At 41.8% G+C, this 14,301-nt stretch carries 13 protein-coding genes; 4 read left to right on the forward strand and 9 right to left on the reverse strand.

Going from position 1 to position 14,301, the window contains the following annotated elements:
• Positions 1-159 precede the first annotated feature (159 nt).
• Positions 160-582, forward strand: coding sequence for a hypothetical protein (locus P1X15_RS01660; RefSeq protein ID WP_277336400.1), 423 nt, complete (start codon positions 160-162; stop codon positions 580-582).
• Positions 554-1,318, forward strand: a complete 765-nt coding sequence (locus P1X15_RS01665; protein ID WP_277336401.1) for a geranylgeranylglyceryl/heptaprenylglyceryl phosphate synthase — start codon at positions 554-556, stop codon at positions 1,316-1,318. Before P1X15_RS01660 ends, P1X15_RS01665 begins: the two co-directional genes overlap by 29 nt.
• 17 nt (positions 1,319-1,335) lie before the next feature.
• On the opposite strand, the gene P1X15_RS01670 is transcribed toward P1X15_RS01665, so the two are convergent.
• The gene (locus P1X15_RS01670) at positions 1,336-2,880 is read right to left on the reverse strand and encodes a hypothetical protein (RefSeq protein ID WP_277336402.1); all 1,545 of its coding nucleotides are present in this window, start codon (positions 2,878-2,880) and stop codon (positions 1,336-1,338) included.
• Between the two features lie 280 nt (positions 2,881-3,160).
• Here P1X15_RS01670 and argS point away from each other — a divergent pair, with 280 nt between their 5' ends.
• Positions 3,161-4,939, forward strand: coding sequence for an arginine--tRNA ligase (gene argS, locus P1X15_RS01675; protein WP_277336403.1), 1,779 nt, complete (start codon positions 3,161-3,163; stop codon positions 4,937-4,939).
• Positions 4,940-5,192: 253 nt separating this feature from the next.
• Here argS and P1X15_RS01680 read toward each other — a convergent pair whose 3' ends face one another.
• Both P1X15_RS01680 and gcvT read right to left on the reverse strand, forming a co-directional pair.
• Positions 5,193-5,900 (reverse strand): 2-phosphosulfolactate phosphatase, encoded by a 708-nt coding sequence (locus tag P1X15_RS01680; RefSeq protein ID WP_277336404.1) that lies wholly within the window; start codon positions 5,898-5,900, stop codon positions 5,193-5,195.
• A 10-nt stretch (positions 5,901-5,910) separates the two neighbouring features.
• Complete coding sequence (gcvT, locus tag P1X15_RS01685) at positions 5,911-7,011, reverse strand: glycine cleavage system aminomethyltransferase GcvT (RefSeq protein WP_277336405.1); 1,101 nt, start codon at positions 7,009-7,011, stop codon at positions 5,911-5,913.
• Between the two features lie 188 nt (positions 7,012-7,199).
• Between gcvT and P1X15_RS01690 the strand changes: the two genes are divergently transcribed.
• Positions 7,200-7,916, forward strand: a complete 717-nt coding sequence (locus P1X15_RS01690) for a hypothetical protein (protein ID WP_277336406.1) — start codon at positions 7,200-7,202, stop codon at positions 7,914-7,916.
• Between the two features lie 27 nt (positions 7,917-7,943).
• Here the strand turns inward: P1X15_RS01690 and P1X15_RS01695 are convergent, their stop codons facing one another.
• The 6 genes from P1X15_RS01695 to P1X15_RS01720 form a co-directional block, all read right to left on the reverse strand.
• A complete protein-coding gene (locus P1X15_RS01695; protein WP_277336407.1) occupies positions 7,944-8,855 on the reverse strand; it encodes a class I SAM-dependent methyltransferase in 912 nt (303 codons plus the stop codon).
• Positions 8,856-8,867: 12 nt separating this feature from the next.
• Positions 8,868-9,908, reverse strand: coding sequence for a phenylalanine--tRNA ligase subunit alpha (gene pheS, locus P1X15_RS01700; protein WP_277336408.1), 1,041 nt, complete (start codon positions 9,906-9,908; stop codon positions 8,868-8,870).
• Positions 9,909-10,023: 115 nt separating this feature from the next.
• Complete coding sequence (locus tag P1X15_RS01705) at positions 10,024-11,637, reverse strand: amidohydrolase family protein (protein ID WP_277336409.1); 1,614 nt, start codon at positions 11,635-11,637, stop codon at positions 10,024-10,026.
• A gap of 122 nt (positions 11,638-11,759) precedes the next feature.
• Positions 11,760-12,134, reverse strand: a complete 375-nt coding sequence (gene hpf / locus P1X15_RS01710; RefSeq protein ID WP_277336410.1) for a ribosome hibernation-promoting factor, HPF/YfiA family — start codon at positions 12,132-12,134, stop codon at positions 11,760-11,762.
• A 186-nt stretch (positions 12,135-12,320) separates the two neighbouring features.
• Entirely contained in the window at positions 12,321-13,157 is an 837-nt protein-coding gene (gene kduI, locus P1X15_RS01715; protein ID WP_277336411.1) for a 5-dehydro-4-deoxy-D-glucuronate isomerase, read from the reverse strand.
• 78 nt (positions 13,158-13,235) lie between these two features.
• Entirely contained in the window at positions 13,236-14,297 is a 1,062-nt protein-coding gene (locus P1X15_RS01720) for an NAD-dependent epimerase/dehydratase family protein (RefSeq protein ID WP_277336412.1), read from the reverse strand.
• Positions 14,298-14,301 lie beyond the last annotated feature (4 nt).

The following is a 14,301-nucleotide window of genomic DNA, read 5'->3' on the forward strand; positions in this document are numbered from 1 at the left end:
TTTCTTGAAAAATTAGATTCTGTTTTGGGCTTATGACAGGTTTTTAGCATTTTTGAAACCAATTTGAGTCGCGATTTTAAAGAGATTTTGTTTGATTTTGAGAAAATATCCTTAAAACGTGAGCAAAAATCTTCCAATTTACCATAACAAAGAGAATTTATGGCCAAACTTCCTAAAAATATACTAACTTTTGAGGAACCCTTTGGTGATACCAACGGTCGTAAAATCGAACTGAAGGACACTTCTGAAGGCTATCGTCAATTGCTGGAAGAAAAATTTGAAGATATAAAAGCCAACGCAAGCCATATTGGACAGCAGGCATTAGTCATTGGGGGAATTATTTCGGCAGTATATTTGCTATTAGAAGCAGTATTGCCAGATGAAGAACCGGAGCCTCGCGCTAGCGAAATCAATAAAGCCCCTGTGGTGATTGAGCGTCGTGAAGATAAAGCATCGTGGCTTACAAAGGCCGTAACCTCTTATGCCTTAACGTGGGCATTGGGAGTGGCTCGGCAAAAATTAATTGATTTTTTGGCCGCACAGCAAAATAGGGATGAAGTCAAAAATACGCACGAAACTTAGAAATAATTTCCAACAAGGGCGAAAATCATTCGCCGTATTGCTCGACCCTGATAAGGTGGAGCTTTCTTCGTTTCCGTTTATGTTGGCGGAGAGTGTTAGGTACGGAGTAGATTTCTTTTTTGTGGGCGGTAGCCTCATCACACGGTATGCCGCCGATGAGATCATCGCCGCCATTCACACACATACCAATATTCCCGCTATTCTCTTTCCTGGAAATAGCCTGCATATTGAGCCTTCGGCAGATGCTATTTTGTTTTTGTCGCTTATTTCTGGCCGCAATCCCGACTTGCTTATTGGACAGCATGTAGTAGCAGCTCCTTTGCTCAAGCGTAGCAATTTAGAAGTGTTGCCTACGGGTTATATGTTGGTCGAAAGTGGCCGAGCTACTACTGTTTCTTATATTAGCAATACCACTCCTATTCCACACGATAAGCCATCGGTAGCAGCTTGTACTGCAATGGCCGGAGAGCTATTGGGGTTGCAATTGATGTATTTGGATGCAGGCAGCGGTGCCCAAAATCCCGTCTCGCCAGAGATGATTGCGGCAGTACGTAAATCGGTAGATACGCCAATCATTGTAGGTGGGGGTATCAATTCGGTAGCAAAAGCCCAAGCTGCCTTAGAAGCAGGAGCTGATGTGGTTGTAGTGGGGAACGGTATCGAAAAAAATCCTGACCTTCTTCCCGAATTAGCGCAAGCGGTGAGAGTCTTTAATGAAAAAGTAACGGCGATTTAAAACCACTTGTGTGGTCGTCACTTATTTTCAGAAGCTTTTCCTTTTTTTAGGTCTTCTTTATCGGGGCGTGGAGCACTAGGGTCATAAGAAAGTTTATTGATATAAAATACCTCTCTTGGAGCTCCTATCCATTTTTCACTACCGATTTTTTGATAACCATAAGCTAAAAAATACCTATCGTACCAAGCTGCCAAAAGTCCTTTATCATTGTCTACGATGCGTTCGCCTTCATCGCTGGTTTTGATTTCAAACGCTTCTTTTTCACGGATTACTTTGTTTTTATCGATTACTTCGGTATGGATTTTGCCGTCTTTGGGATAGCCTAAAACCAACAACCCTTCTTGGCGACTAACTTGTACCATCGGTAAGAGCTCGATGCTTTCGACACTTTCTAGCGCAAAGCAATTATCCCAGAGAAGATTGCCACTTTTATCGAAACCGCATACAATAGCATGAGTGTACCGAAAACCGTCAAATTCACGGTTGTTGTTACGCGGCATGTTGCTGTAGTAGATGGTGCCATTTTTGTAAATAGGATAATACACCTCCGCTACTAGGACAAATTCGTCTTCATTCTGTACAATATCGTGCACCAACAGGCGATACCGAAATTTAGGTTCTTTTCCTTCTTCTTTGCGTCTGGAGATTTTTTCTACTACTTTTTGTTTACGCTTGGGTTTAAGGTAGTTGAAAAAATTTTCGAGTTTTGAAAAGTCTACCCATTGGAGTTTTTCGGGTTCGGCGTCTTTGATGCGCGAAAAGTACAGCCCCTGTGAATATTGAGTACAACCCTGAGCGTAGTTTCCGACGATGAGCGAAGAAGCTTCGTCGAGAGGCAATATTTTGCCCGAAATCAACCCGTTGTTGTTTTCAAAAGGCATGGTAGTGGTTTTGAGAAGTTTACCTTCGTAGGAATAGGTTTTGATAGTAAACTGACAATTGCCACGTTTCATGGTATAAAGCAGCACATTGAGCTGATTACGTTTTTCGTCGAGCTCGATATTACTTATTTCGGTATTGCTGGTATAGAGGTAGGGAAGTGCTTTGATGCTTTTGTCAAAAAATGAAAAAGCCATTACTACAGGTCTACTATGGTGATAGCCTCCAATAAAAGCCATGTTGCCCAAAACTTTGAAATGCACAATATCGGCTCGGGTGAGCAAGTCACCTTTGAAGGTTTCGATTTCTCCATTTTGTAAATCTACCCGCAAGACACTTACTTTTTCGCTGTCTGTTTCCTGCAAAAGCCAAAAAAGATACTGGTGATTGTGATAGGTCTTGAGCGGGTGCAAATCATAAGGAATTTTATAATCTGTAGTCCATTGTTGTTTGAGGGCGTTGTCGAAGCGATAGAATGTCCATTTTTCATTGCCATAATATTCTTCTTTCCGTTGGGTAACCAAAATACCCCCCTTGTCCAAAGGGGTAACGTCGAAGTACTCGTCTCCATTTTGGCTTACTTTAAATTCTAAACGTACGGATTGCTCAAGCTGGGCGTTGGCTCGAAAAGAGAAGGATAGGATTCCTATCCCTATTAGGATTAAATATTTTAAAGGCTTCATTTCTTGACTGTTAAGTGCTGTCGCACAGTTGATTGCTCTTTTTTAACTTTAAGCTGGTCTCACTCCGAGAGAAGAGTCACCATTTTTAATCTCCAATCTTCTTTATTCCCAGTAAGAATGTGAAGTTACGAAAATACTGTTAAATTGTTAATTGCTTCCCGAAATTGAAGTACTTTTGCCAAATTTATTAAAGAAGGATTTATCTTTTTAACTAAAAAACAGCCAACTCTGTTTTTTTCTTTCTTTACTGACTCATAGTTAGATAGTTAACTTATTTATCATGCAATTAGAAGCAATCATTCAGGAGCATATCCAAAATGCTTTAAAGGAAATCTATAACGTTGAAGAAAACCAGATAGCTCTTCAGCCTACCAAAAAAGACTTTGAGGGTTTTTATACATTTGTAACCTTCCCTTATACCAAAAGTTTAAGAAAACCTCCTGTCGAAATTGGGAATGCTATTGGGCAATATTTACTTGAAAAATCGGGTATTGTAAGTAGTTTTAATGTAGTGCAAGGTTTTTTGAACTTGAGTATTGCGGACGAAGCTTGGGTAAAAGCCCTCAACGAACTTGCCCTTGATGCTGATTTTGGTTTTTGGCCCGCCAATGGTAAGTCTGTAATGGTTGAATTTTCTTCCCCAAATACCAATAAGCCGCTTCACTTAGGGCATTTAAGAAACAATTTCTTGGGAGATTCGGTATCTCGTATCCTAAAAGCCAGTGGATATGAAGTAGTAAAAGCTTGCTTGGTCAACGACCGCGGTATTCATATTTGCAAGTCGATGTTGGCTTATGCAAAACTAGGCGAAGGAGAGACGCCCCAAAGCTCAGGAATCAAAGGCGACCATTTGATTGGAAAGTATTATGTATTGTTTGACAAAGAATATAAACGTCAGATTGAGGCTTTAGTTGCTGAGGGTATTTCCAAAGAAGAAGCTGAGAAAAAAGCACCTTGGATGATAGAAGCCCAAGAGTTGTTGCGTAAGTGGGAGCAGGGAGATTCTGAGACAGTGGCACTTTGGAAGCAGATGAACGAATGGGTATACGCTGGTTTTAATGATACTTATCAAAAGATAGGGGTGAGTTTCGACAAAACTTACTACGAATCAAATACTTATTTGTTGGGTAAAGATGTAGTCGAAGAGGGGTTAGAGAAGGGCGTTTTCTTTCGCAAAGACGACAATTCCGTCTGGATTGATTTAACAGCAGAAGGCCTTGACCAAAAACTCGTACTAAGAGGGGATGGTACTTCGGTGTACATGACGCAGGACTTAGGCACTACTGATCTCAAATTCCAAGACTTTCACAACGATAAATCGATTTGGGTAGTGGGCAATGAACAGGACTATCATTTTCAAGTTTTGTTTGCAATCTTGAAGCGTTTGGGGCGTACATATGCTGAGGGTTGTCATCACCTAAGCTATGGAATGGTAGACTTGCCTACTGGTAAAATGAAATCTCGTGAGGGTACGGTGGTAGATGCCGATGATTTGATTCAAGAGATGGCTTCTACCGCCGAAACTCGCACTCGTGAGTTGGGAAAAATTGAAGATTTTAATAGCGAAGAAGCCCAACAGCTTTATCATACGCTTGCTTTAGGGGCCTTAAAATATTTCTTATTGAAAGTAGACCCAAAGAAACGGATGCTCTTTAATCCAGAAGAATCGGTTGATTTTCAAGGGCATACTGGGCCTTTTATTCAATATACTTACGTTCGGATTCGGTCGGTGATGCGCAAAGCAGACCAGCAAAATATTGAACTTGTGAAAGCTGCTTCGGTGGTTTCGTTGGCAAAAATAGAACAAGAGATAATTTTCCATTTGGCCGATTTTCCAAGCAAAGTAGCCGATGCTGCGCGTGATTATTCGCCCGCTTTGATTTCACAGTATGTCTATGAATTGGCCAAACTATACAATCACTTATGGGCCGAAGTATCGGTATTGAATGAACCTGAGGAAGCCTTGAAGTATTTCAGAATTTTGCTCTCAAAAGCAGTAGGAGATACTATCAAAAAATCGCTCGATTTGATGGGTATTGGAGTGCCAGAACGAATGTAAACAAACATGAGTTGCCCCAGCATACAAAAAGTGCTAGATAAAAGCTCACAGTTTGTAGCTAACAAGTCTCCACAAAAAACAAATGACTTCGGAGAAGTCAAACATAAGCTGGATTGAATAGATAATCAAAGATACCTACACGATAAGCATAAAAAAACCTTCTGTTTATATTTGAGAGTTTGTACCTACTCAAACACAAATCAGAAGGTTTTTTGAATCCTCTAAATTCAGGATGACTCAAAAAGTACGGTTGTTACAAATTGACTAAGGTACTCCCTCTTAATACGGGCACTACATCATACAAGTCTTTTTGTAGACAATATGCGATGTCTTTCTGAATGCCTAGCCGTTGTAATCGACGCACATGCGAGGAGTTTGATACATAGCCAATCAAATCATTTTGAGCTTGTTGATACGCTCTCATAGCCATCAAAGCACTGTCTTCGGCGATGATATAATCTTCTTTGAGGGCTTCGACCAAAGCACCCGCAAACAAAGTATCTTCTAAATTGACACGGCCTTTCCAGCCTGCACAAAGCACGAGTATATCGTAAGGCTGTGCTTGTAGATAATTGGCCACTGCCCCTAGATTAAGAAAGGCACCTATGAGTACTTTTACCGCGGAGGATTTAGCTTTGGTGATAGAAAGTGTACCATTGGTAGTCGTCATAGCGATATTAGCCCCGATCAGTTGGTCGTCCATATAGCTAAAAGGGGAGTTGTCAAGGTCAAATCCTTCTACCTTCATGGCGTTACGTTCGGCAGCAGCGATGTATCCTTTTTGCTGAAGGGTGTAACATTCTTCGACTGTAGCTACAGGTGTAATACTGCCCACCCCATACGCTAATCCAGTGACCATACAAGAAGTAGCGCGAAAAATATCGGTAACAACTACAATACTATTATCAATCTTATGAAGATGTAATAAATCAGGTGTTAAACAGACGTCAATCGATTTCATAAGTTTGTGTTTATACAGTAGGCTTCACAAAAGGGAGTTTTACTACTTGTGCTTTTAGTAGTCTATCGCGGACTTTTACGAAAATTTCACTTCCAACTTTGCTATGCGCAGTAGGAACATATCCTAGTCCTATACCTTTAGACAAAGTAGGGGATTGAGTGCCAGAAGTCACATGGCCCATGGTATTGCCTTCGGCATCACATAGTTCATAATGACTCCGAGGAATCCCCCTATCAATCATTTCAAAACCTACTAGTTTGCGTTGAAGCCCTGCTTGTTTTTGTTGGAGAAGAGCGTCGGAGTTAGTGAAGTTTTTGGTAAACTTCGTAACCCATCCTAGCCCAGCTTCGAGTGGAGAGGTGACATCGTCTATATCATTGCCATACAAGCAATAGCCCATTTCCAAGCGCAGTGTATCACGCGCTCCAAGACCAATCGGTTTTATATCAAAAGATTTGCCTGCTTCGAAGATATGATGCCATACATGAAGAGCTTGGTGCTTGGGGATGTACAACTCAAAACCTCCCGCACCCGTATAGCCTGTAGCAGAAATGATAATATCTGACAATCCTGCGAAATTCCCTTTTTGGAAAGTGTAGTATTCCATTTCCGACAGGTTGATAGGCGTTAGTTTTTGCAAAGCTTCGGCTGCTTTGGGACCTTGTACCGCAAAAAGGCAAAGGTCGTCAGAAGCATTAATCATCAGTACACCTTCGGTATTGTGTTTTTCAATCCAATTCCAATCCTTCTCTATATTGGAGGCATTGACGACCAAAAAATACTCTTCGGCGTCGATACGATACACTAATAAGTCATCTACGGCTCCTCCTTCATAGTTGGGCAAGTAGCTATACTGAATTTTGCCGTCTACCAACACCGAGGCATCATTAGCAGATACTCGCTGGATAAGGTCAAGTGCTTTGGGACCTTTTAAAATAAATTCTCCCATGTGCGAAACGTCAAAAACCCCCACTCCATTCCGAACACAGTGATGTTCTTCTAAATCAGACGAATAGCGTACGGGCATCATAAATCCAGCAAAGGGTACCATCTTTGCCCCTAAAGTTTGATGTAAATTGTGAAGAGGAACGGTTTTGTGTTGTTCTGTCATGATTGGTCTATTAGAAAATGAATGTTACAAAGATAGCAGTTCCTGCAAAGCTATTCGCCATATTGGAGGCTTGTAGAAGATTTTTGTAAGAAATCATGCTTGGGAGCTGTCTTAAATCTTCTTTAAATCTGCATATTTACTTGAAGTTTTTATTTACTTTTGTCTTATACTCAAGCTTTTAGGGTAAAATGGGTAAGAAAAAACAACCTGTCAATCAGTTTGCAATTGATTTTCGATTACAAAACCGAACTTTATTGCATCTAGGCCAAATCACGGCTCAACGCCAAGGAGAGGAGCTTTTCCAAGCTTTGTTAAATGAAGAATGGCTACTCGAACCTGCGGGAGAGGTAGCCGATGTGTCGTCGGGGCAAGATATTATTCGTCAGCTGGGACGTAGGTTATCTTATCCTGAAACGGTGAAAGTGGCTCAATTGCACCGGCTCGAAACCGAATTTGTGGGATTCTCTGCGCTCTATCAAGACAAAGGATGGGTATTTATCAATGCTCGTGCCGATGAGCATGAGAGATACTATTACACTTCACTTCTTGTGGCTTCTTTGGGGTTATACATGGCTTATCCCAAAGTAGATGTATTATATCAAAGAGCTGAAAAGTTGATATTTGATGCTTTGCTTCCTGAAAACGAAGTTCAGAGTTTTTTTCATCGGGGCATCACCAAAATATCCCCTTCATTGGCCATGGATATTGCAGATTTCTTCAGAGTTCCTTTTTTTGTGGTTTTGAAAAGAGCATTGACGTTGGAAGTAATTTCAGATGAACAATACCGCAATTTCATGACTGTCAAACCAGAGCGTCCTGTCAAAGCTCGTCCATTGTTTGTCTCTAAATCGGGACACATTGAAGGAGATTTTGATGATGAACAATGGATTGGAGGAGGATTCTAAACGCTACAGATTCAATTGTCTTTAAATCTATTTCTTCAAATAAGGATTTGGAGGAAAGACATGTACATGAAAACCGGCCTCTTCCATTTTCTGACGGGTAGTGGGCGAAGGGAGTTTTTTGAATATCACCGCACAAAGTACGTGAGTAGGCATGAGGCTCAGTCTGGTGAGAAAATTATGAAAAGCGAGTTTACGCTTGATTTTCTGGAAAGCTACTGAAGCATCCGTAGCGGGTTCGGCTACGGTTTTGGGAGAAAAGTAATTGTTGTTTATCCCTTTAAAAGCAACTCCTGGCAGCCCAATACCATTGGCAAGTTTGTCCATTTCGCGTTCTGAAAGTTTAAATACATAATTGCCAACTTCTTCAAACGAGTAGCGGTTTTTCCAGTATCGTTGCAAAAGGGTAGTATCAAAACGGTCCAATATATTGCGCAGGGCAAGTAAAAGAGGCATTTTGGAGATAGGGTCGTGAGGCTCCACAATCACTACGGCTTCGCGGGCTACCCGAATCATCTCATAAACAGCCAAATAAGGTCGAGGAAAATGATGGTATGCCTCTTTACAAAATACGTAATCAAAGGAATTGTCTTCAAAGCTTAATTTTTCGGCGTTTTCTACCGAATAATTTTCGATGATTCCGTGCGCTTTGGAAAGAGGCAAAAAAGTATCAGAAATATCCGTAGCCGTCACATTTAGGCCTTTTTCGTGAAAAAAATTAGCATCAAATCCATATCCATCTCCCACCGTAAGCCAGCTTTTTTTGGGTTCTAATAGAGGAGTAGCAAGTTCATTGAGTCTTTGGTGCATCCACGACCCAATCGTTGGATTGATTTTCTGGGCTTTCCAATCAGAGATTGCTTTTTGCTGGGCGTCGGTGCCAGCGTATACTTTCTCGTACCAGTTGGCATGAGCTTCGTGACTGAGGTTTTCTGTACTCATTAATAGTTGCTATTAAACACCCTCAAATTGTCTTAAGAAACGTACATCATTTTCGGAATAAAGACGTAAATCACGCACGCCATAGCGTAACTGAGCGATGCGCTCAATACCCATTCCGAAGGCAAAACCCGTATACTCTTCGGGGTCAATGCCGCAATTGGCCAGTACATTGGGGTCTACCATACCACTACCGGCGATTTCGACCCAGCCGGTACCTTTGGAAAGGCGATAGGTTTCTTCGGTATCAGTACCCAACCAAATATCGATTTCAGCACTAGGCTCTGTAAATGGAAAAAACGAAGGACGCAGTCGGATTTTTACGTCCTTATCAAACATCTCTTTGGAAAAATGATAAAGCGTGTCTTTCAAGTCTTTGAAGCTTACGTTTTTGTCAATATAAAGGCCTTCTACTTGATGAAAAAAGCAGTGAGCCCTTGCTGAGATAGCTTCATTACGATATACTCTACCGGGCATTATAGCCCTGATAGGTGGCTTCTGGCGTTCCATCATCCGTATTTGAACATTGGATGTGTGAGTACGCAGGAGCATGTCTTGAGTGGGGTCTTCGGCGTTTTTGGCCACAAAAAAGGTGTCCTGCATTTCGCGAGCAGGGTGATTTTCGGGAAAATTAAGCGCCGTGAAATTATACCAATCGGATTCAATCTCTGGCCCGTCGGCTACACTAAAGCCCATTCGTTCAAAGATTTCGATGATTTTGGCACGCGCTAAAGTGAGAGGGTGTATGCTGCCGAGCTGATTGGGAACAATCGGTAAAGTAAGGTCTACAGAAGGGCCGCTGCTACCACTATCGTTTGCTTCAAAATCTGCTTGAAGAGCCGAGAAACGGTCGTTAGCAAAATTTTTGAGTGTGTTTAATTCTTGCCCCACAGCGCGTCTATCTTCTTTTGGAATGTCTTTGAGACCTTCAAAAAGGGCTTCTACTACACCTTTACGACCCACAAATCGTTGGCGGTATTGTTCTAATTGCTCTTTGTTGGTGACAGCAAATTGCTCAATTTCTTGGTATATGGCTTTGACGCGTTCGGTTAGCATTGGTTTGAATTAATCGGTTTCTGTAAGAAAGCACTCCATTGTTGAGCTTTATACTAACAACGGAGTGCCTAGTTGTTGCTGCAAAGTTAAGAATTCTTCCTAACTTCTGGGCGTTCTAATTGCTTCCAGATACTTTTCCAGTCTTAGCGGGCATTCCTGGCTGGGTGATTTCAAAGTTTTCTTGCTTTTTAGCTTCTGCTACGATTTTACGTACATCGGCCAAAAGTTTTTTAGCGTCATAAACGACTCCGTCTTTGACAGTATATTTGACTCCACCTACTCTCACAACTTCGTTTTTATCGTTGAGACGAATAGCACCTGTACCATACAAAACTTTAAGGTTTGCAAGGGGATTTTCTTCGGTGATGACAAAATCGGCTAGTTTGCCTACTTCTACCGAACCGATTTCTTTGTCCATCCCTAAAGCTTCAGCGCCTTTGAGAGTAGCAGCACGAATGACTTCCATTGGATGAAAACCCGCTTCGCGAAGAAGCTCTAACTCGCGGATGTAGGCAAAACCGTATAATTGATAAATAAAACCTGAGTCAGAGCCTGCCGTCACACGCCCTCCTCTATTTTTGTATTCATTAATAAAACTCATCCAGAGACGATAGTTTTCTTTCCAAGCTACTTCTTGCTCTGTGCCCCAATTGTGCCAGTAAGAGCCGTGAGAAATGCGACTTGGGCCATAAAAACGCCACAGCGAAGGCAGGGTGTATTCGTCGTGCCATTCGGCACGGCGAGCGAGCATTAGTTCGCGGTTGGCTTCATAAATATTGAAAGTGGGGTCAATCGTAAAATCAAGTTTTATCATGTCGTTCATTACCTGATTCCATTTGTCTGAATAAGGCTTGGCCGCTTGTTTCCATAGTTTCCCAGCTTCCTCAAATCGATTTTGCTCGTTGTTGTAATTATAGTCGGTAGGGTAGTTTTGGAGAGTCTTGTCATCAAACAGCGCTTCAGGAAGTCCATACCAGTGTTCCATACTCGTCAATCCTGCTTGGGCGGTGGCGAGGGCATTCATACGGCCTACTTCTGTTTGGGCATGGTGAGCGGCTGAGCCTAGACCCAGTTTTTTGTTTTCTTCCAGAGCGGCTTTGAATACATTAGGTTCGGCGCCAAAAAATTTGATTCCGTCGGCTCCTTTTTGGGCGTTTTGTCGTACCCATTCGCGGGCTTGTTCAGGAGTGCTAATAAAGTCTTTCGCTCCTTGTCCAAATACTGTATAGGCTTTGATGCGTGGCGCTGTGATAAGATTTTTAGCACTTTTTTCTTTTTGGTCAAGTACCCAATCCAATCCATTACCACAGGCTGGGTCGCGTACAGTAGTGACTCCATGTGCCATCCAGAGTTTAAATACGTATTCGGCATTTGCTCCTTGCTGTACTCCGCCAATGTGACCGTGCATATCTACAAAACCAGGCATAAGATACATGCCTTGGCAATTGAGCTCTTTGTCGCCGGCATTGGCCTTGATGCCATTTTTAGGATCGGCAGGGACGCCCGGATAACCTGCTTGACGAATCTGTACGATGCGATTTTTTTCGACTAAAATATCCATTGGCCCGATTGGGGGGGAGCCAGTACTATTGATGATAGTGACGCCTCTAATGATGAGCCGATTGTGCGGGCCATCGCCTTCTGCACGATTTGGGGCTTTTTGAATTTGGGCTAATAAATAAAGAGATGGTAGTAAAAAAAGAGATAGAAAAAGTAACGATTTTTTCATACGGAGCTAGGTGTTTGATGATGAGAGGTAATCCTATCTCAAATTTAAGGAAGATTAGATATATTTTTCACAAAAAAGGCGAATACATTATACGTATTCGCCTTTTTTAGTGGTAGTTTGTTTTAGATTTCGTCAATTTCAATCTCTTCTTCTACCTCGCCATTATTTGTGACGCCTCTTATTGTTTGATTTTCTACGCCTTGGCGTTTTGCTTTGTATTTTTTGAGTTGGATTTTCAATGCTTCTACTGCCGAGTCGGTAGCTTCTTCAAATGAAGTAGCGTTTTCTTTTACAAACAACTCTGCGTTTGGCACATTGATTTTTACTTCTAAAATTTTATTCTTGATTTTACTACTTTCACTTTTGTCTAATCGAAGAAAGACTTCTCCACTGGTTATTCGGTCATAAAATGTTTCGAGTTTTTCGAGTTTTTTCTGAATGAATGCGAGCAGTTTTGGATCTGCGTCGAAGTGGATTGCGTGCATTTGCAGTCTCATAATTACGCACAGTTTTAGTTAAACATTGATTTGCAATCGTATTTGTGACATCAAAAAGGGAAAAATAGCGGCCTGTCAAACCCAGACCGCTATCTCATCATGTGAAGTTTACCTTCAACGATTGTAAGTCTAAACTGTGTCTTTTTTTTTGAAAAATCAAGAATTATTGTCAGTTTTTTTGAAAAATTACTTTAATTCATTCATAGTCAGGAAGTCCATATCCGTAAAACTATAGTTCTCTCCTGCCATGGCCCACAAGAACGAATAACTGGTAGTTCCGGCACCTGAGTGAATCGACCAAGGAGGCGAAATGATAGCTTGTTCGTTGGCCACTACGATATGACGTGTCTCTTCTGGCGCACCCATAAAATGGAAAATACGCTGGTCTTCATCCATGTCAAAATACACATAAATTTCAGAACGGCGATCGTGTATGTGGGGAGGCATGGTATTCCACACACTGCTATATTTCATGGCGGTCATTCCCATTACTAACTGACAGCTTTCGAGCCCGTCGGCATGAATGTACTTGTATATGGTGCGGGTGTTGGCATTTTCGGGGGTTCCCATATCTACAGGCATAGCATCAGCGGCTTTCAAAAGGGCCGTAGGCACGTTTCGATGGGCAGGTGTAGAGATAAGGATGAATTTTGCGGGAAACTCTGCATCTAAGCTTTTGAAAGAAACAGTTTTGTTGCCTTTTCCAATGTACAAACAATCTCGCTTTTGGAGGGTATATAGTTCTTCACCTACCATCACAAAGCCGTCCCCACCTACGTTAAGTATCCCTAGCTCGCGTCGTTCTAAGAAATAATCCGATTTCAGTTCTTCATAAACTGGGAGTTTGTGCAATTGCCCCACGGGTTTGATACCTCCCACGATCATACGATCATAATGTGAATATACAAAGTGGAATTGGTCAGGAACGAAAAGCTTTTCCATCAAAAATTCTTCCCTAATACGGTGGGTATCATAACTTTTGAAATCTGTAGGATTGGTAGCGTGCCGAACTTGAATGTGCATTGGTATGATGATTTAAGAGTTGGTATTAAGGGGATGATAAAAAACATAATGGTGATATATCCCCTTAATTCATAACATTTATTTCAATATAGGTGCTAGAGCAGCATTATTTTGGTCGAGCCATAGTGTAATGTCCTCTACAATCTGACGAACTCCGATTTGGGGCGCCCAGCCTGTAAGATTTGTTACTTTGGTATTGTCTGTAATATAAAGACGAATATCAGCTGTGCGTGTTTCTGGCACTTGCTTGATAGGGATTGTTTTGCCAGTTACTTCTTGGCATATTTTGGTTAATTCTTGCAACGATGTACTGCTTTCGACTCCTCCACCTGCATTCAAAATTTCTCCATTGACTTTGTCTAAGTTATGAAGTTGCCAATCAATCAAACGATACAAGTCGGCGATGTGAAGCATATCACGGGTTTGTTTGCCAGTGCCACCATATCCAAAATACCCCAATTGCTGCTCCCAATAGTGTTTGGCTATCCAAAGTACCATCACTCCTTGATCTACTTTGCCCATCTGCCAAGGCCCCGTAATCACTCCGCAGCGATTGACTACTGTACGTAAGCCATAAAACTCATTGTATTCTTGAATCAACAGCTCTGAGGCAAGTTTGGTAGTTCCGTAGAGCGAACGGGCACCGTCGAGTGGAAAGGCTTCTGAAATGCCTTTGGACGATACACCTGCCACAGGTTGCGCGTCGGTAAGTGCAAAGCGAGTTTCAGTTTCTACGAAATTGAGCGTTTCGATGGTTTTGATTGGATACACGCGGCTGGTTGATAAAAAGATAAAATCAGCGCGGTGTTTGAGAGCATAGTTGAGGCAATTGACCGTCCCGAAGAGGTTGGTATTGATGAGATAGTCAGGCGTGCCGTCTAATCCTGCCAAAACGGAAGGCTCAGCCGATGCTTCAATAATTTTATCAACTTTAGGAAGAGAATCAAAGTCTTCTTTGTTACGGATATCACCATGCACAAAATTGATTCCGAGCTGCATAAGCCTGCTGACATTGAGCTCTGAACCTTTGCGTTTGAGATTGTCTAAACAAAAAATCTCGTAGGTGGGATAGTTAGTTTTAAGAGAAATAGCTAATGAGGAGCCAACAAAGCCGGCTCCGCCGGTAATAAGAATTTTCATGGAA

Origin of the sequence: Runella sp. MFBS21 (assembly GCF_029433105.1) — a bacterium.
Classification (GTDB): domain Bacteria; phylum Bacteroidota; class Bacteroidia; order Cytophagales; family Spirosomataceae; genus Runella.